12 protein-coding genes and 2 pseudogenes are annotated in these 18,557 nt (G+C 65.5%); 6 read left to right on the top strand and 8 right to left on the bottom strand.

Features of this window, described 5'->3' with window-relative positions; all coding sequences use genetic code 11:
- The first annotated feature begins 528 nt into the window (after positions 1-528).
- A complete protein-coding gene (locus RHA1_RS50080; RefSeq protein WP_050787652.1) occupies positions 529-1,812 on the top strand; it encodes a polysaccharide deacetylase family protein in 1,284 nt (427 codons plus the stop codon).
- Positions 1,813-1,851: 39 nt separating this feature from the next.
- On the opposite strand, the gene RHA1_RS41875 is transcribed toward RHA1_RS50080, so the two are convergent.
- The 4 genes and pseudogenes from RHA1_RS41875 to RHA1_RS51035 form a co-directional block, all read right to left on the bottom strand.
- On the bottom strand, positions 1,852-2,469 hold the full coding sequence (locus tag RHA1_RS41875) for a cutinase family protein (RefSeq protein WP_050787651.1): 618 nt from the start codon (positions 2,467-2,469) through the stop codon (positions 1,852-1,854).
- Between the two features lie 373 nt (positions 2,470-2,842).
- Complete coding sequence (locus tag RHA1_RS53090; RefSeq protein ID WP_081437596.1) at positions 2,843-3,385, bottom strand: M23 family metallopeptidase; 543 nt, start codon at positions 3,383-3,385, stop codon at positions 2,843-2,845.
- 983 nt (positions 3,386-4,368) lie between these two features.
- Positions 4,369-4,642 (bottom strand): annotated as a pseudogene (locus tag RHA1_RS53400) (hypothetical protein).
- Positions 4,643-4,832: 190 nt separating this feature from the next.
- Positions 4,833-4,973, bottom strand: a complete 141-nt coding sequence (locus RHA1_RS51035) for a hypothetical protein (RefSeq protein WP_041813610.1) — start codon at positions 4,971-4,973, stop codon at positions 4,833-4,835.
- Between the two features lie 1,164 nt (positions 4,974-6,137).
- Here RHA1_RS51035 and RHA1_RS41855 point away from each other — a divergent pair.
- From RHA1_RS41855 to RHA1_RS41840, 4 genes are all read left to right on the top strand, one after another.
- The gene (locus RHA1_RS41855; protein WP_081437595.1) at positions 6,138-6,338 is read left to right on the top strand and encodes a hypothetical protein; all 201 of its coding nucleotides are present in this window, start codon (positions 6,138-6,140) and stop codon (positions 6,336-6,338) included.
- 1,222 nt (positions 6,339-7,560) lie between these two features.
- Positions 7,561-8,355, top strand: coding sequence for an IS5 family transposase (locus RHA1_RS41845; RefSeq protein WP_081437594.1), 795 nt, complete (start codon positions 7,561-7,563; stop codon positions 8,353-8,355).
- 491 nt (positions 8,356-8,846) lie between these two features.
- Complete coding sequence (locus RHA1_RS53080; protein ID WP_272942791.1) at positions 8,847-8,975, top strand: hypothetical protein; 129 nt, start codon at positions 8,847-8,849, stop codon at positions 8,973-8,975.
- Positions 8,972-9,721 (top strand): MBL fold metallo-hydrolase, encoded by a 750-nt coding sequence (locus RHA1_RS41840; RefSeq protein WP_011600070.1) that lies wholly within the window; start codon positions 8,972-8,974, stop codon positions 9,719-9,721. The genes RHA1_RS53080 and RHA1_RS41840 overlap by 4 nt, the downstream gene beginning before the upstream one ends.
- Before the next feature lie 162 nt (positions 9,722-9,883).
- Here RHA1_RS41840 and RHA1_RS41835 read toward each other — a convergent pair.
- Both RHA1_RS41835 and RHA1_RS51030 read right to left on the bottom strand, forming a co-directional pair.
- Positions 9,884-11,133, bottom strand: a pseudogene (locus RHA1_RS41835) (saccharopine dehydrogenase family protein).
- 647 nt (positions 11,134-11,780) lie between these two features.
- Positions 11,781-12,011, bottom strand: coding sequence for a hypothetical protein (locus tag RHA1_RS51030; protein WP_050787650.1), 231 nt, complete (start codon positions 12,009-12,011; stop codon positions 11,781-11,783).
- Between the two features lie 647 nt (positions 12,012-12,658).
- Between RHA1_RS51030 and RHA1_RS45165 the strand changes: the two genes are divergently transcribed.
- The gene (locus RHA1_RS45165; protein ID WP_050787649.1) at positions 12,659-12,859 is read left to right on the top strand and encodes a hypothetical protein; all 201 of its coding nucleotides are present in this window, start codon (positions 12,659-12,661) and stop codon (positions 12,857-12,859) included.
- Positions 12,860-13,185: 326 nt separating this feature from the next.
- On the opposite strand, the gene RHA1_RS41820 is transcribed toward RHA1_RS45165, so the two are convergent.
- Entirely contained in the window at positions 13,186-16,458 is a 3,273-nt protein-coding gene (locus RHA1_RS41820; protein WP_011600066.1) for a protein kinase domain-containing protein, read from the bottom strand.
- 379 nt (positions 16,459-16,837) lie between these two features.
- Positions 16,838-18,340: a long-chain-fatty-acid--CoA ligase gene (locus RHA1_RS41815; protein ID WP_011600065.1), complete on the bottom strand. Its 1,503-nt coding sequence runs from the start codon at positions 18,338-18,340 to the stop codon at positions 16,838-16,840.
- Positions 18,341-18,557: the final 217 nt, after the last annotated feature.

The following is an 18,557-nucleotide window of genomic DNA, read 5'->3' as shown; positions in this document are numbered from 1 at the left end:
GTGCAGGTTGCCGGTGCAATCCCCGCCAGTCAAACCCCCACTTGCTGGCGGGGATTCGGCACGCACCGTGGCACCGAGCGGCCCCCGAGCCGGTTGAGGATTTCACCCGCAGTTACGTCCACAGGAGGCGCACCGGCCAGGCCAACCACTGCAGTGCACCGAATGCGGAACCCACTACACCGTCCCCTCGAGCACACCGCCCCGCCCCGATGCGCATCACGCAACGGGGTGCGCTCCGGGGCTCACGCGTCGGTGTCCTGTTACTTCCCGGCGAGGCCCGGCCGAAGCGGAACACGCTCCGACCGGGCCGCTTCGGCTCATCGGGTGGTCGTCACCGCTCGAACGCGGGTGCCGCACACTCGGCCAGGGCCCGCCCCTGGCCCTGGCCCTGGCCGGAGCGCCGCCCGCGACCACGGCATGAAACATCCCGCCCCCTTCTCCACCCGCCCACTTTCCCGGTGCCACCACCGCGTTCACCGTCCACGTGGCACACGACGACCATCCCGCTCACGAAAGGCCCCAGCACCCGTGGTGCCCACACGACACCGAGCCCACACCCGCCGAACCGTCCTGCTCGGCCTCGTCGGCGGCAGTGTGCTCGCCGCGCTCGACAGCTACACCCACACCCAGGTGTCGGCGGCGGCTCCGATCCCCGGCCTCCCCGACGGCCCGATCCCGGACACGGCGGCGCCGGTACCGGCGCCGCTCGCTCCCCCACCGGCAGACCCCGCGGCACTGGCCGCCAAATACGCCACCGCGATCCCGCACGAAAGGGGTACCGCCGTCAGCGGAGTGCACACCCGCCTCGCGGCCGCGGGTCGCCGCATCGCGCTGACCATCGATGCGTGCGGTGGCCCGAACGGCAGCGACGTCGACAACGCCCTGATCGCCCTCCTCAACCGCGAGCAGATCCCCGCCACGTTCTTCCTCAACGGCCGCTGGATCGACGCGAACCCGGCCGTCACCGCCCAACTGGCCGCGAACCCACTGTTCGAACTCGCCAATCACGGCACCCGCCACCTACCGCTGTCGGTGACCGGCAAATCCGCCTACACCATCACCGACACCCGCTCCGCCGCCGAGGTCGTCGACGAAGTCCTGACCAACCACCACCGCCTGAACGCCATCACCGGGACACCACCCCGATGGTTCCGCCCCGGCACCGCCCACTGCGACGACGTCGCCGCCGCCCTCGTCCGAGGCATCGGCGAACAAGTCGTCGGATTCACCGTCAACGGCGACGCCGGCGCAACCCTGTCCCCGGCCGCGGTGCACTCCGCCCTCACCACCGCCAACCCCCGGGTCCATCGTGATCCTGCACGGCAACCACCCCGAAACCGGTACCGCCGAGGGCCTCGCGTCAGCGCTCCCCCAGCTCCGAGCCGCGGGAACCGAGTTCGTCACCCTCACCGGTGCCGACGGCCTGGCACCCTGAGGACGACTCCGCACCCCGACACCGCGCCCGACCCCACCCAGCGTGCCGCACACCCGACCCGCGCTGCGACCGACTGTCAGGGTTGCCGTGTCGAGCACGATCAGCGCGGCGGAAACCTCGACCGGGCAGCCGAGCCTTGTGCTCCCGAGTACCCCCGCACCCGCGCCGCGCCCGGCGATATCGACGCCCGCCCCTGCCAATCCCGTGTTCATCATCTCGCGCACGATTCCGGCAGCCAGAGGGACGGACGGTACCGATACACGGGGATGGACGGACGCCGCCCCGCCCGGCCACCGACCTCGGCTACTGGGGACGCCGGCACGCCCCATGGGACAACACCGCGACCGCGGCTTACGATCGCTCCGTACCCGACCTGATTCAGATGCGTTGTTGCCTCTCATCTTCTGAGGACGGTGCTACCGGAAGATGGCCCCCTCGGCATCGATTGGGTATGCGTTCACATCGAAGACATAATCGCCGTGCACACCACGGAGATATCCAGCCCAACTGGCGCCGCTGTTGCAGATGTGATCACCGCCGTTGATACGCACGTTACATACCTGGAGCGCGGGCAACCCACCGTAGTCGTTGTTCGCACCGCCGAGGGCCGGCACCCATCCCATATCGGTAGCTGCGAATCCCCGGCCGCCACCCGGGCCGGCCGAAAGCTTGGGATCACCGATCAGGACGATGCTGGCCCTGCCACGGAATTCTCTGCCGTTCTCAGCTGCCCACAGATGCACGACCGCTGCACCACCCGAGAAACCCACCGGGTGGATGAAGTCTCGCGGGCACACTCGGGCATGAGCATGTATGAGGCGGTTGAGTTCTTTCACGCCGGACCGCGTGTCAAACGAGTTGTACCCGACGCGCTGGTCCTCGTTGAGGAATCCCACCGAGTCGTTATCGGTCAAACCGCCCACGACGACGTCCCAGGTGCCCCGACACGGTTCCGCGGCCGAGGCCACCGTGGGGGCCACGGAAGCACCACCTGCAGTGAGGCCCAACGCCGCGAGTGCGGTGCCCACTGCCATCGCGGACCTGCGAATCATCTCTCTGCCTCGCTGTTGTGCCACATGTGTGACGGGCTCGATTACTTGGATGGAAATGGTCGGGAGCGGAAAGTACGCCGCCTCGCGGTTCGCTCGTTCCACCGGAACCAGCCCAACCCCTGCGACGCAGCGGGAAGGCTGGGCGGGTTCGTGGAGCCGAGCGAACCGCTGGCGAGTGTTCCCAGGCTGTCGTCTCGGCCAGTCCGGTTGGCACGCCGATGGCCAACCCGGTGGCTTGCGCATCGCGGCGGCCTATTCCTCAGTTCTGCACACGCATTCGACGTTTGAGGCGAAACCAGGCTGGGCGAACAGAGCATCCTTTTGCGGGCGCGGGCGTGGGGGAATCCGGTTCGGATCAGGATCGGATGTCGCTCGACCCTGTGTCGCACGCACCGACCGAACGCAGGAAGGTCACGGGGTTGACCGCACCACCGCGATGAATGCGCAGGTGCAGATGTGGACCCGTCGAGCTCCCCGTGTTGCCGGTTGCGCCGATCGCCTCACCGACATCGACGTGATCCCCCACGCCGACCCACGTTTCGGACAGGTGACCCATCTGAATCTGCTCGCCGGTATCCGCTTCCAGCTGGATGTAGGTCCCGTATCCGCCAGGATCGTTCGGTCCCGCAACCGAGACCGTCCCGGAGGTCGGCGCATGCAGCACGGTACCCACCCTGACGGCGAAGTCAGTACCATCGTGACCGACGTGGAACCCCTGCGACACTGGACCATCGACAGGCCACTCCCAGCCGCACCCTCGGGGCGTCTCCCACGCGTCGTGCGCACTGGCCGTACCTGATAGCGCTACTCCGCCGATCGTGGCGAGAGCACCTGCCCCGGCGACAATTGCGATCACACGTCCTGCGGTAGAGACACTCTGGTCCCTGTGCTTACCCATGATTGTTTCCTCAGTTGGTCGAGATGGTGAAGTACAATCTCGACCAGGCAACTGCACCTGCGGTGCGTCGCCGCGTACGGTGTGCAGTGACAGCTTCCGTCAAACGAGACCTCTATAACATCTCGGCAACGGATGCTACGGGCAACGTCCGAATTACGTGTTCATATACCTATTTTCGAGAATCAGGTAGGTTTCCGCGCCCTGTCGTACCGACCGGTACGCGCCGAAACCTGCTGGGGTGCCGGAGTTCGGGAGGATCCTGTCGCGGCCGTGATCGGGTGAGCGACAACCGTCTCCTGCTGCTGGCGCTCCGCGACCCCCTCCGGGGGTCACCTGGATCGGAGTCGAGTCGGTCGGTCAGGTACCGAATCGCCCCTGCCCCAACGCCGGATCCCGGGCGTCCTTCCCGGACCGGCGGGCTCCGATCATCCGCCACCGCTCACCCGAAGAACCTATGTGTCATGGATCACATAACCGGGAGGCGCCGCGCCGGCGGATCTACCATTTCCCTCGCACCGGCACACATCACGTGCAGGTTTCCGATTCCATCACCGGCAGCCAAACCCCCACTGGCCACGCAGGATTGGCCCACACCCGTGCACCGAGACTGTCAGCGCCCGTGGAGACACAAGCCAGGCCAACCCCCCGGGTGCACCGACGCGGACCTGCACCGCCCGACTCGAGCGCGCCGTTCGCCCGACTACGCATCGAAATGACGAGCGCGGTCGAGGCTCGCGCGCCGCAGTGTCTGTTACACGCCCCGGCGAGGCCCGGCCGGAGCGGAATACACTCCGACCGGGCCGCTTCGGCTCACCTGCACTGCACCGCGTCTCGGGCGCCATCGAGTGCGTACGTCACGGGTGCCGCGCGATCTTTCTGATTCCGTTGATACTTCAGACTCGGGCTCGACGTCGGCAGCTCACCCCCGTCCCGCACCATCAGCTGCGCACGCAGCACTCGCGCGGTCCCGGTCCACGCCGTCCTCACCCGACACAGATCAGTACACCCACGACCACCACCACGATCAGCGAGGCGCCGCCGCAGATCAGCCACGCCCGCGTTGCGAGCTGCCGCCACCGATCGCACCGATCGTCCACGTCCGCGACCGATCGACCCACGTTCGCATCGGACGCCCCGCGACCCCGACAGGCGGCGGGCCTTCACATCCGCCCGCGCCGCCACACCGAACGAGACGGGAACCACGACCAGCGCCACCACCAATAGGCCGACCATCGCGCGTGTACCCGTTCCGAGCATTCGCCGTTCCTTCCACACCACCGGGGCGCCGGGCGCAGGTGCCGCGCGTCGATCACCGATCCCGGACCCACGGGCACAACCCATTTCCCCGTCAGCTCAATCACCGAACTACTGCCCGGATGATGCACACACGACGACGCACGGGATCAACCACCGGCGCCGGCGCGACGGACCACACGTCACCACAAGCTCACACGCCGGGCATCGGAAAATTCCACACCGCCACCACAACCACACCCATGACCAACCCCGCGTAGAGAACGGTGCCAACCACACTGACCCGCAACGCATTGCGCAGATCAGCGACCAGGTTCTCGGTGATCCGTGCCATCACAACCCTTCTCTCACGTGCCGGGGTTTTCCGACTGCCACATCGGTGATGATGCACCACATACAGTGGACCGATTTCGACACCAGCACATCGGCCGAAATACCGACACCCATACCTACCCGCATCCGGGTCCTGAGGTGTGGGTCTCGACTCAGGTTGCAACCGAACACCCCCGAGCGCCAGGCTTCTCCCACAGAATTCTCTGTGTTCTACGTCACACCGCCGGGTGTCGGAACTATGCCACCCACGCATTTCGCTGCGCCGTCACAGATCACGCGGGGGTCTCCGCCCCGGTCACAAGCGGGATCAACCGGGGCCAGTGGCCGTCAGTGACAACGGTAGGCGAGCAGGCTCCTGCAACCCTCGACTGCGCGGACCGCCCGGAAGGACTGCCGGACATGCTGTGGCACCACATAATCCGCCAACACTGCAGGATCCTCTCCCGATCAATCGATGCCGAATCCCGCCAGCCAGCCGAAGCAAAGCGGACCACACCGATTCCGGCACCGCCGACACCCGTTCGCAGGCTCGCGTCGATCGCAGGCTCAGCCGCGCCCACCGGATAGTTCACGCACCGCAGGCAACTCCGAAATCGCACTTACTGGTCGGTAATTCGGAGCTGCCGGAATCTATACGACGGCATGACGTCGGGACGCTGCGCGAGGAATCCCGATCACATTCCCTGGGCTTCCACACTCCTGCTCACGAAAATCACTGATGCGCCGCTCGTCACTACATGCACGTTGACCGTGTAGCGCCCCTGCCAGCTGATACCCATCGGTGGCGGGGGCTGCGCCACAAACCACCCGGCGTCGCCACCCTCACGCGGACACCCCTTGGCGCGGGAACTCCCGACCGACGTCCCCGATCGTGCCATGCTCGGTCCGGCGCGCATACCACCGCGCGCCGACACCGGTCTCTTCGCTGCTCGGGTCAGGGCGCCGACCCATCGGCGCACCCGATACCGGCGACCGACACGCACATGAACAAGTCGAACTTCTCTGTCCGCCAAGAACGGTCGTCCACGTTCGGGACGCCACGTGCGGCGCCGACACCGACATCCGGCCGGCACCGCGGACCCCTCCACGGCTGTCACCTCGTGCGGCCGGTCCTCTGGACCGGTCCAGTACCGGTCGCTCATGTCGCTGCCCTACTGTGTCCCCGGTGAGTATCGAACGAGTGTCACTGGAGCTGCCGACCGACTCGGCTCCACAAGACGTGGAGGCACAGGCCGTTGCCCAGTTGCGGTCCCAGGGCATCCACACCTGGTCCGATCTGTCCCTCCAGACGATCCTGACCACCGATGAACCCGGAGTCAACAGATACACCTTCACCTACTGGATCGATGACGACGACCGCCACTGACCGCCCAGCGACACCACCCACTCGCACACGATCGATCTACGGCAGACCAGAAACCAGGACGCATCCCTTCGAGAGCACCCATCCCCCGCACGATCCACCGTCGAGGTCCGGGTACCTGCCCGCCCGCACCCGCTTCGGCGGCGTAATCGTCGACCACACCACCGACCCCACCCGTCGGCGCCCGCCCGAACCCGTCGGCGCCCGCCCGCACCCGGACCCGCGCCCCCGGCACGATTCCGCCATGGTTCCTCCTCGGTGTATCGGGCATGGGCATGATCGTGGCCTACCCACAGACCGTCGCCCGCGCGACGACCCCGCCGGATTGCGTGGATACGTGCGACGAAGCAGTGCCCCACCAAATACGGGCGGCACGCACCTCAGTTCGCTACCTGTGCACCGCGCCCGCCTGCGGTGCGGCGCACCACGGCGACCATGGCCCCGTGGTCGGTGCATCCCGCGACCGGTCGGGGTGCCAGGTGTCCAGGTGGTCAGCGTCGCTCGCAGCTTCCGCACCCCGAGCCCGGACAACACCTCGAACGAGTGCGCCCGCATCCCGCCGGACCGCAGTACCTCCACAGTCTCCGATTCGTCGTCGACGAACGCCGACAACCACGACCCGACGGCCCGACAATGACCGGCCTTCACCTCGACGGCGGCGCGGTGATCGCCGCCAACCCGGTGCAGCAACGCCCGTCCCGGCGCAAATCCGTTCTCGCCGAGCCAAAACCGGGTCTGCTCCGCGCACGAGACCGGCCGGGTCGTCGAATACACCACAACGAACCCCATCCCGGCCACGGCCTCCACCAAATCCCGGCCCGGTTCGATGACCGCGGCCTGCCGACCTGCGCGAAGAACCTCTGCCACGCCTGCCGGCGGCTCCCACCTGAGTCACCAACGGTCAACAGGTGAGTGAATGCCGACAGGTCCGCCAACCCACCGTCGAGGTCGAACATCACCACCCGCTCGCTACCGCTCACCGCCCCGACCCTAGCCACCTGGCCGACAGACATCCCAGCGCCACGCCCACACCGACACACTCCTCACTGAGAACGCATTCGAGAACTCGTGACGACGGGCCGTGCGCTCTGGAGAGGTAGGGGTGGGCTTCTGGTTGGGTCAGGGATGAAGAGTCGCTGCCCGTACCCAGGAGCCCACCATGTCAGCATCGTCCATCGCGCCGTGTCCGTCGTGCCCACCCTGCTCGCCGGGGCATCGGTGTGCGGTGTATTCGTCCTCCTCGCTGACCGACGAGCAGTGGGCGGTGCTGGAACCGATGCTGCCGCCACCGGGCAACACCACCGGTCGTGGTGGCAGACCCGAAAAGTATTGCCGACGGCTGATTCTGGATGCGATTCTCTACGTGGTTCGTGGTGGGATCGCGTGGCGGCAGCTGCCGGTGGAGTTCCCGCCCGCATCGACGGTGTATGGGATCTTTGCCCGCTGGGTCCACGCCGGGGTGTGGCGACGCATCCACGACGCGCTGCGCGATCGGCTGCGTGTGCGCAGCGGTCGGGACCGCTGCCCGACCGCGGCGATCATCGACTCGCAGACCGTGCCCGGCGCCGACACCGTGCCCCGATCCCGTCGCGGATGGGACGGCGGGAAACGAACGAACGGGGTCAAGCGCCACGTCGCCGTGGACGTGACCGGGCTGCTGCTCGGTGTGGTGGTGACCGCCGCGTCGACCCAGGACCGCGACGCCGCCCACCGGCTGCTCGCCGCACTGCGCGGCAGCTTCTCCACCATCCGACTCATCTGGGCCGACGGCGGCTACCCTGGACGACTGCTCAGTTGGGCGAAAAGCGGTCTTGCCCTTCGGGTCGAGATTATCAAACGCCGACCCGGCAGCACCGGATTCCACGTGCGTCCCCGGGTCTGGGTGGTCGAACGTACCTTCGGCTGGATCGTCAAGCACCGTCGGTGTGTCCGCGCCTACGAGAATCGACCCGACCACCACGAGGCCGTCATTCACATCGCCATGATCGGTGTCATGATCCGACGCCTCGCGCGGGCGTGACCAGTTTCCGAATGCCTTCTCAGTGAGAACGACCTGCCTCGTCAGGGAGCCGATGGACTCAGTGCCGACTCGCCGGGGCAGTGACGGCACGCGGCATGGCGACGGCCGTTGCACGTCCCGACATGGCCGTAGACGTAGACCGCCCGTGCGACCATGAGCTCCCACGGCGCCACACGTGGCCCGACCGCATGCCAGGCATCGGGCAGGAGGCTACGTGCCGCCGAAGTTGAGAAGAAGTGCCCACAGTCACATCGCACGAACTCAGGCGCCACGACCTCCTCATGCCCGTCCCCGCCGGTCACACCGAAACCGCTGAGCGGAAAAGTATTCCAGATCTGGTGCCGTCGGGTAGTCCACACCGCCGGTTGCACCGACACAGCGACACGGCCATCGCACAGCGACGGATCCGACCCCTAGCCACCGCGCCAACCCCTCGCCACCTCGACCACGTACCCTGCCCGCTGGAGTAAGCACACAGGAGGAGAGACTGCATGGGGGTCGGATCGGTGCACGAAACGCTCGTCGACGACGACGGAATGGACTACGGCCGGATGTCGCGCGCTCAGGTCACGACAGACGCGCGACAGGGCTTCGGCAGGCCGGAAGAGGTCACGCGATGAGGCCCGTCGAAATCGCGGACGGCGTGTTCTTTGTGCACTCCGAGATGGTCAACTGGGTGCTGCTCACCGACGGCGACGCGTTGACCGTGATCGACACCGGGTACCCGGGTCAGCGTGGCGAGGTCGAGGAATCGATCCGGGCTATCGGGCGGGACCCGCACGGCATCGAGGCCGTGCTCATCACCCACGCACACGTCGACCACATCGGCAGCGCACAGTATCTCGGCGACACCTACGGGGCGCCGGTACTGGTCCACCCCGACGAGGTAGCTCACGCCCGCCGGGACTGCCACGAGGTCGCAACCCCCTGGGACGTGCTCAGCAATATCTGGGCACCCGGAGTCCTGCCGTGGGCGATCAAGCTGATCCGCCTGGGCGGCACGGCCAAGTACGGCATCGACTCCCCCACCCCGATGCCCGTACCCGGCGCCCTGACCTGCCCGGGTGCCCCGGTCCCGGTTCTCGCGCCCGGCCACACCTCCGGACACACCATCTACCACCTTCCCGAGCGCGGTGTGGTGATCTCCGGGGACGCCCTGATCACCGGGCACCTGACCTCACGGGTCTCCGGTCCCCAACTGCTGCCGCAGTGGTTCGACCACGACCGCGGCACGGCCGCCGAGTCGCTGCGCATCATCGGAGAGTTGGACGCCGACATTCTCCTGCCCGGACACGGGCCGATCCATCGCGGCTCCGTCGCCGAAGCGGCCGCAACCGCACGAGAACGCGTCGGCGCCGCGCGGTGAGGAGCGGATCGCACTGACGCGAGAACTCCATTCCCGCAAGGTCTTCGCGCACCACCTGGCCCGACGAACGGCTACACGTCGGACCTGACTACCCTCATTGCACGTAAGGCTGGCAGTGCGTGCCATCGGAAGGCTTTGGGTGGGCGAGGTCTGCGAGGCGCATCAGAGCTTGCGCGCGGAAATCTCCACCCCTGCCCCGCGCAGACGTTCGACGATCACGTCACCGAGCGCGGTCGCCGGGGTGAGGACACCGGCCTCGTCGGGGAGCCGGTCGCGGTCGAGCACCAGACTCAGCGCCGACTCCCCCAGCAGGACCGCGGTGGCCCGGTATCCGGGATCGCCCTGCGCCGCCACCCGGGAGGTGTACCGGGCGCCGGTCGTGGTGGTGGTGTAGATGTCCATCGCGAAGTAGCCGTTGCGCTGCGTCTTCTCGCTGGGGCCCTCGCCGGGGGCGGGGAGGATGCGGTCGAGGACGTACCGGGCGGGCCGAACGCTGAGACCGAGGACGAGCCCGCCGAGGACGGCCGCGACACCGGCCGCGTAGACGCGGGACAGGCGCGAATCGCCGACGCTCATCACCTCCCGGTACGTGAACGTCCGCCCGTACGCCCAGTTTTGGAGGGCGTTGCTGCGCCGCACGGTGCGGGTGTTGTAGGAGCCCATGACGAACGGGGCCTTCCATCCGCGGACCTGCGGGGCGATGTCGGTGCCGTCGACGACGGCGACGTCGGATTGTCGGCCGAGGTCGGGTTCTTTCGTCCGGTCGGGGCTGAGCGAGTACGGGGAGGCGGCGAGGCGGCGAGGCGGCGCAGTGTCGCATCGCCCCGGGAGAGGTCGATCTGGGTGCGCAGCGAGTCGATCGTCCCGCCGGAGACTCCGCCGCTCAGCGACGCGACCAGGGTGGTGTCGGTCAATTCCCCGGCGCCGTCGGCTCGGACTTTCTGGTGCAGTACGTGCACGCCCAGATCGGAGGGAATCGAGTCGTAGCCGCAGGAGTGCACGATGCGGACACCGTTGGCGCGGGCCTTGTCGTGGTGGGCGTCGATGCTGGCCCGGACGAACAGCACCTCCCCGGTCAGGTCGACGTAGTCGGTGCCGGCCGCGACGGCGGCGGTGACGAGTTCGGTGCCGTACTTCGCATAGGGCCCCACGGTGGTCGCGACAACCTTTGTGCGGGAGGCGAGTTCGGCGAGCGCGACGGCGTCACTGGATTCGGCGAGGATGATCGGCCAGTCGGCGGCGCGGGGCCCGAGCGCCGCGCGGGTGGCCTCGAGTTTCGCGTGTGACCGTCCGGCGAGAGCGATCCGCACACCATCCGGGGCGGTGCGTGCGAGGTAGTCGGCGAGCAGTCTTCCGACGAACCCGGTGGCTCCGTAGATGACGAGATCGAGTTCACGTCCGCTGTCAGTCATGCGCGGAAGCCTACAAGCGAAGCGGATCAGACAGAAGAGGTAGATGTAACCCGGGGTAACCACATGTCGGGGGCGGTGGGGTGAACGCCCTCGGACCGAAGCGAAGTGGACGTGCCATAACCCCGGGTCAAGACCCGTTTCAAGGCCTTTGTCTGCAGATGGCAACGCGCACTCGGTGAGTCGTCTGGTTCCGCATGGGTGTGGCCCGGCATCGGGGGGTGATGCCGGGCCACTGGGGGGTGTTCTGCGAGCAAAATCTGGGGGGATGCTCAACAGAACGACCCCGAGTTTACGGATCGGCACCGACAGACGAGTGCGCGGACGCGACACCCGCTCAGCAGACGGGCTTGCGCACCGGATCAGGGCGGGATCGCACTGCCAGACCCGAGGCTGGTGGTAGGGCGGCGCCCAGAGTTCTCGGTCGCCGCTGCTGGGCACCCGCAGCCCTCCCACCCCACCAAGCACTGGCCTGGCCCCAACGGGTTTGCCGTTGGGGCCAGATGGCGCCGATTGGCGCAGTTTTCGCACACCTGTTCGAGCGAGTGGTAGCCTCGGCACTGCCCCGCTCGGAGGGTTCGGGTGTGTCTGCCCAGCAGGTTCCCCGTTCGAACATCGGGGCACAGAGCGTGGTGCGGGTCGGTGGGGCTTTATGCCCGGGAAGCATCGGCCCGCACCTCGTCCGGCCGCCGCTCAGCGATCGCGGGTGAGCGCCCGGCGAGAAGTGCGGTTAACTCTTCGGCGTAGGCGACCTGTTTCCGCAGTGTGCGGCAGCTTCCCTCGGCGCGGGCACGCATTCGGACAGAAATGCGTGCTGCCGCCTTGTCCTCGACAGGCTGGTCCGCGGCCAGCATCTGCAGGGATTCGAGGAGCTGGCGCATCTAGGGCGCCGGTGTTCCGACCCATTTTTGTCAGAGGGACGATCTACGGTGACGATCGCGACGAGCAACAGGTCGCCACTCACTGCCCAGACCGGTGACCCGTTCCCGGTCCTGATCTGCGGGGTTCCGCAGATTGGTGTGTGGCGGCCTGTTGCTCTGTACACGATGCGGCTGCGGGGCCGAGTCGACGATCGACCTGCTGTCTCCGGCACCTCCGCGGTGCGCGCCTCGACGGATCTGACGGGTACGAACGGACTCGTCGGACACTTCCGAGGCCGCACCGCTACCTGCAGGGTTTATCCCAGTCGTTGCTGGTCCCGTTCCCGGATCATTTGGTCAGCCAGCTGGTACACCGCCACCTCGTCCGGGATTCCGACGTTGATGGCGGCCTCGCGGGCCGCGAGGAACGCCCGGACCTCCTCATCCCCCTGCCTGCGGTCTCGGTACAGGAACCTTGGGTTCGTGCGGTGATCGCAACACCACTGATCAAAGGGTGTTGCACATGGCGAAATATTCTCATCGGATGGTTCCGGAGATCTTTCAGACGTTCTGGTCGGGGATGGCGGCGGGTGAGTTCATCACGGGCGCGGCCGAGATGCGCATCACCGAACGCACCGCCCGCCAGTACTTCGATCACGACACACCTCATGCGAGCGGCGCGGCTCATCGAGAACACCGCCGACCTCGTACACCAAGGCTGCCCACTACCACCAGACGTCGCCGAAGACGTCCGACCCCACCTGCACAAGACACTCCGCGAAGACGCCGCCCGGCTCCGGGCACTGATCCCCGACACGGGCCGACGGTCCGGCTCCGGCCTGTGGGCGGTACCCGACGATCCATCGTGACGGGCGCGGGCGCATTCGTACCGGCAGAATCGATAGAAGCGCAGACGTGTCCGTGAAGGACTGATCCTTGATGCGGCGCCCCACAGCGATACGACCATTTCTGCAGTGCGTGTCTGCCAACTATGCTGGCAGACAATACTTTCCATTATCCGGTAAGTATTATTATGTAAACTATGAGGTTGGTTTTTCGCATGGCTTGCGAATACGACCACCCGCGTAACACTCCTCCGCCGCAGTCGCTGAGAGGTATTTACCTGAACGCTGATCGACCAACGTCACGAATTTTCCGGGTGCCTGTAGAGACTGAGTGCCCATACCAAAGCATGTCAGGGCATGGTTCGCCGTGATTCCACCACCCATGCAGCGATCTGGGCACGCGAGGTGAAGCCCAACTTGGCAAGAAGGTGTTCGATGTGCCCCTGCGCGGTACGCACAGATATCGTCAAGCGGGACGCTATCTCTCTATTGGTCAACCCCTCGGCGACCAACTCGGCAACCTCACGCTCCCGCTTAGTCGGACCGGCCTGTCCAGTGGTCGGTGTGTATGACGCCGGACTTTGCTCACCGAGTGCGTAGGCGACCGCGGACTCCACTCCCAGCTTGTTCCCTTTTCTCTGAGCCGCGGCAAATACCTTTTCGCTCAGCGCCCTCCGAGTATCCCGTTCACATCTCTCGCGGTACTGGACCAACCCAGATACGAACATCGGGGAACTCCCCATGGCATTGCTGAGGTTTTCTGCAGCTGAGGTCAACACCACGGCTCGTTCGAAAGCACCTTCCTCGGCAGCGATCCACGCGAGTGCTTGTAGGCACATGCTGATGACGAGCCGCTCATTGACTTTCCGAGCAGCGCGGAGCGCCTGTTGGAGTAGCTCGTTCGCCCGTTCGGTATTGGCGTGTCGCCACACCACTACGGCCAGGGCCCACAGCAAGTACGACCGATGCACTGCTTCACCGTGCTCTTCGGTGACCGCGAGTGCACTCTCGTAACACTCGATGGCGCGCTCGGTGTGATTGAGCAACTCGTATGCGAACCCGAGACCCTGTAACAAGAGGATGTGGAGGGCAAGTGCGCTTGGAACGGCGGCGTAGGTTGGTCGTGCGGCTTCGAAATGGATTTGTGCATACTCGACGTCGCCGCCGTAAAAGGCCCGGTAACCTTCGGCAAGGTCGATGTGCGCCTGCAGCAGAGGATCGGCCGATCGATCGGCAAGTGTCCGTCCTTCTTGGATCAGGGTGATCGATGCCTGCAGGTCGCCCTGCACTCCGGCCATCACGCTGGCCCAGAGTATTGCCTTGGCGCGGTCAACGCCTACGGTGCGGGGCGACTGCGCCAGGAGCCGATCGATCCAGCGCCGTCCTTCGGTCAATAAACCGCGCGATAACCAGAGAGGGAACAGCGCTGCGGCCATGCCGAGCCCGGACTCGGGATCTTCGGAGAGGCAAAACTCGTGTGTCTGTCGGAAGTTCGGCAGTTCGGCGACCAATCGGGTCAGCCACTCGAGTTGCCGCGGACCGACCCAGTCAGCCTCGGCGTCCGAGGACAGCTGCACGTACCAGTTTCGGTATCGGGTGCGCAGCTCGGAGTAGTCGGTGTCGGCACGGATCTTCTCCCGGCCGTAGTCGCGCACGGTCTCGAGCATCCGGAACCGAGCGACCGGAGCCGACTGTTCTCGAATGAGAATCGACTTGTCGACGAGAGAGGTGATGGTGTCCAGGAAGTCGTCAACGGTCGGGTCCTGCCCGAAGATCTGCTCGGCCGCATTGAGTTCGAAGCTACCTGCGAACATGGACAGGCGAGCCCACATCAGTTGTTCCAGGGGGGTGCAGAGGTCATAGCTCCAGTCGATGCACATCCGCAGGGTCTGTTGCCGTGACGGAGCGTCTCTGCGTCCGCGAGTCAGGAACCGGTAGCGGTCGGTGAGTCGCTGCAGAATCTCATCTGGGGAGATCGCCCGCAGTCGCGCCGCGGCCAGCTCGATCGCCAACGGCAGGCCGTCGAGGCGCTGGCATATCCGGGCGATGGTCACCTTGTTGCCGTCGATGACCTCAAAGCCGGGCAGGACCGCGGCGCCCCGCTCGGCGAACAGTGCCACCGCGTCGTTTCCGGGCAGCCGTCTCGGCAGATGGTCGGCGTCGGGTACCGCAAGCGGGGCGATCGGCAGCGCTATTTCGCCGCTGATACCGATCGGCTCCCGGCTGGTCAGCAACATCCGCAGGCCCGGGCTGGTGCGGAGCAGCGCTTCGGAGAGTTTCGCGACCACGTCGAGCACCTGCTCGCAGTTGTCCAGAACGAGCAGTACCTCGCGCGGGGCGAGGAATTCCGTGAGGACCTCAAGAATTGGCCTCGCGGCTCGGTCTCGTAGACCCAGCGCATCCGCCACCATGGCTACGAGAAGTGAGTCGTCGCGCAGCTCGCCCAGCTCGATCAGGAACACACCATCAGCGAAACGCGATTGCGTTCGACCGGCGACTCGCAGCGCCAGACGGGTTTTGCCCACACCTCCCATCCCGGTCAAGGTCACCATGCGGGTCGTCGACAGCAGGCTAGTGACCTTCGCCGTCTCTTCACGACGGTCGATGAAGCTAGTCAACTCCAGCGGCAACGTCCCTGGACGGCCCGGATGGGGTGGCGCATCATCGTGCGGTGGGTGCGCCGGTGGCGTGTGACCCGAGGCGCTGTCGTCGGTTTCGTCGTGAAAGGTGCGGCCGGCCATCTCGTCGACCGGAAAGCCGTGCTCGTATTGCAGGTGCCGCAGCTGCTGACCCAGTTTCTCAACGGATGGACGACCGGCAGGATCATTTGCCATCGCGGCCTCGATCACGGTGCTGACATCGTCGGCGATGCCGTGCTCTCGCGGGTCAGGCGTCGGCGCGGTGGTGATCCGAACGAACTGGGCGACCAGTTGCTCACCACTCCGGCGCTCGAACGCGGCGTGCCCGGTGGCGGCGGCGAACACGGTCGCACCCAGACCGTACACATCGGCGGCCGGACTCGGTGCGCCACCGGCAATGACCTCGGGTGCCGTGAAGGCCGGCGATCCGGTCACAACTCCGGCGGTGGTTTCGAATCCGCCCGAAATGTGCGCGATACCGAAGTCCGTCAACGCGGGCTCCCCGTAATCGGTAAGCAAGATATTGGCCGGCTTGACGTCACGATGGAGGATACCGAGGCCGTGCGCGGCTTCGAGGGCACCAGCGATCTTGACGCCCACGCGCAGCATGTCCTCCAGCGTCAGCGGACCCCGTCTTCGGATCCAGGCATCGAGAGAGTCATGGGCATAGAAGGGCATGACGATATAAGGCCGGTCGTTCTCAGTTACTCCGACCTGCAGGACGTTAACGACATTGGGATGGCCAGTCAGCCGACCCGCGGCACGCTGCTCACGCAGAAATCGCGCACGGCTGTTCTCGTCGAGGTCCCCGGTCAGCACCTTCACGGCCACGGTGCGATCGAGCGCAGTCTGCCGACAGCGGTAGACGACCCCGAAACCCCCGTGCCCGATCTCCGCGGCGTCGGCGAACCCGGCCGCCGCCAAGTCTGCGGCGACCGACCCGGCCACATCCGGACGGGTAGCGTAGGGATCAAACTCAATCATGAAGGCCCTCGGTTTGCCGAACCGTGTCGATTGTTTGTCCACTCGAAGTTACTCGTCCCGCTTCGACCCGTGCAGAGTTAGCCGATGCCGCCGCACCTCGATGTCGTAAGAACGGAAAGGACGAGTTCCGAACCTGAGCTTCACTCGCGAAGGCACTTGTCAATTGAGGAACGGACCGCCCTTGCTCTCGCGTTCGTATGCTTACCGAAACGGCGCCGAGGGGCGCAGAGTTCGGCAAGCCACCCGCCCCGCCATACTGACCATCAGCTGCGGTCGATAGTTCGAGTGGCGCGGAAGGGTGTGCGGTGATCAGTCGGGCTGCGTGCGGCGCCGCGCCTGGCGACGGACGTGCCGGGCCATGAGATGCGCTCTGTTAGAGTCAGCCCACGGTCGGCGGATCAACTTGCCTGCGAAGAATTTTTCCGGTCGGTCCTTTCGGGAGGCTGGGGACGAACCAAATCTGCCGGGGGTACTTGTACTCGGCGAGCCTGGCGCGAACAAACTCGATTATCTCAGACGGCTCGACGTGCGCTCCGCGTTTGAGCGATACGGCAGCTCCGATTTCCTCCCCGAGATGCGTGTGTTTGATACCTACAACAGCTGCCTCGGCAACAGCTGGATGCTCGTACAGAACCTCTTCCACTTCGCGTGGGTACACGTTGTAACCACCCCGAATAATGATGTCCTTTTTCCGGTCAACGATGCTGTAGTAGCCATCGCTATCTCGTGTGGCGATGTCTCCTGTGCGGAACCAACCGTCGCTTATGGCCTCCGCGGTGGCAGCCGGACGAGCCCAGTAACCCTTCATCACGTTCTCACCGCGAATTTGGATCTCTCCGGCCTCATCACATCCGACAATTTCGTTGTCGCCGTCGTCGACTAGCCGCAGCGTGCATCCGCGCACGGGAATCCCGATCGTGCCAGCTTTGCGTGGGTGTCCGGGCTGGTTGAAACAAGCAATGGGTGCGGTCTCAGAAAGTCCGTACCCCTCGTAAATCTCGCATCCGAATCTTTGTTCGAACGCCTTTAGGACCTCGACAGGCATCGGCGCCCCCCCTACGATGCAGCAGCGAAGATGGGATAGCTCGACGGAGTCGGCCTCGGGAGAGTTGAGCATCGCGGAGTACATGGTGGGGACCCCTTCGAGCACTGTAACCTCATCTCGAACCAGAACACGCAGGGCTGATTCCGCATCAAACTTGGGGATCAGAGTCAGGAGCGCTCCTGACTTCACCGCGGCATTCAGCCCACAGGTTAGGCCGAACACGTGGAACAGTGGCAGGCACCCCAAGATGACGTCACTGGACCCGGTCTGAATCAGAGTCTCAGCAGTCGTCGAAGCATTGGTCGACATATTCTCGTGGGTGAGTTCCGCTCCCTTAGGACTCCCCGTCGTCCCAGAGGTATAGAGAAGAACTGCGGTGTCGTCACGGCTACGCTCCACAGGTTCATCGATCGGGTTCCCAGTCAGATCAGCGTCGCTCGGACCACGGTCGTCGACCAACAGCGCGGGAATCTTCTTCGCTAGTGCGGCTTTCGCAACCAGATCCCCGCGAGACCGCGAGCCATAGATGAGAGCCATCCCAGAATCGTCCAAGTAATATGTGATCTCACGCTCCTTGAGCATGGGGTTGATCGGAACTGCGACGGCGCCCACCATCAGAATCCCGTAGAAGATGACCGGAAACGCAGGGACGTTCGGCAGTACGATGCCGACCCGATCGCCGGATCGAATACCTCGCGAACGCAGGTCGCCCGCCACTGCCGCAGCGGCACGATAGAACTCTGCATAATCCAAGGTGGTTTCATCAAGCCGGATCGCGGGTCGATCGCCCAGTAGCCGAGCAGTCTCGACAAGATTGTTCGCAAGATTTGATGACATCGAAACGACTTCTCCTGGATTGGCGTTGGCGTCAGGAGGGCTACGGATGCGCCAGCGCTTCGGGAAGTGAAAGAGCGTCGCGCAAGTGAGCGTACCGACCTGAATTACGAGTTACTACGCGAGCGGGTCTCGCCAGCGTGCCGATGAACGTTGCCCGTCGTGGTTCACATACGTACAATAGACGATGTGTCGAGTATAATCAACGTACAGTCGAGGC

This window comes from Rhodococcus jostii RHA1 (assembly GCF_000014565.1).
Taxonomy (GTDB): domain Bacteria; phylum Actinomycetota; class Actinomycetes; order Mycobacteriales; family Mycobacteriaceae; genus Rhodococcus_F; species Rhodococcus_F jostii_A.
Note: the sequence above shows the minus strand (reverse complement) of the source record. Positions and strands in the feature narration are given on the sequence as shown.

What these genes read in the sequence shown, in the direction of transcription:
- RHA1_RS41875 (WP_050787651.1), bottom strand. Translation starts at nt 2,469, where the DNA reads ATGGCAGTGGGCACCGCACTCGCGGCGTTGGGCCTCACTGCAGGTGGT.
- RHA1_RS53090 (WP_081437596.1), bottom strand. Translation starts at nt 3,385, where the DNA reads ATGGGTAAGCACAGGGACCAGAGTGTCTCTACCGCAGGACGTGTGATC.
- RHA1_RS51035 (WP_041813610.1), bottom strand. Translation starts at nt 4,973, where the DNA reads ATGGCACGGATCACCGAGAACCTGGTCGCTGATCTGCGCAATGCGTTG.
- RHA1_RS53080 (WP_272942791.1), top strand. Translation starts at nt 8,847, where the DNA reads ATGGGGGTCGGATCGGTGCACGAAACGCTCGTCGACGACGACGGAATG.
- RHA1_RS41840 (WP_011600070.1), top strand. Translation starts at nt 8,972, where the DNA reads ATGAGGCCCGTCGAAATCGCGGACGGCGTGTTCTTTGTGCACTCCGAG.
- RHA1_RS51030 (WP_050787650.1), bottom strand. Translation starts at nt 12,011, where the DNA reads ATGCGCCAGCTCCTCGAATCCCTGCAGATGCTGGCCGCGGACCAGCCT.
- RHA1_RS45165 (WP_050787649.1), top strand. Translation starts at nt 12,659, where the DNA reads ATGCGAGCGGCGCGGCTCATCGAGAACACCGCCGACCTCGTACACCAA.
- RHA1_RS41820 (WP_011600066.1), bottom strand. Translation starts at nt 16,458, where the DNA reads ATGATTGAGTTTGATCCCTACGCTACCCGTCCGGATGTGGCCGGGTCG.
- RHA1_RS41815 (WP_011600065.1), bottom strand. Translation starts at nt 18,340, where the DNA reads ATGTCATCAAATCTTGCGAACAATCTTGTCGAGACTGCTCGGCTACTG.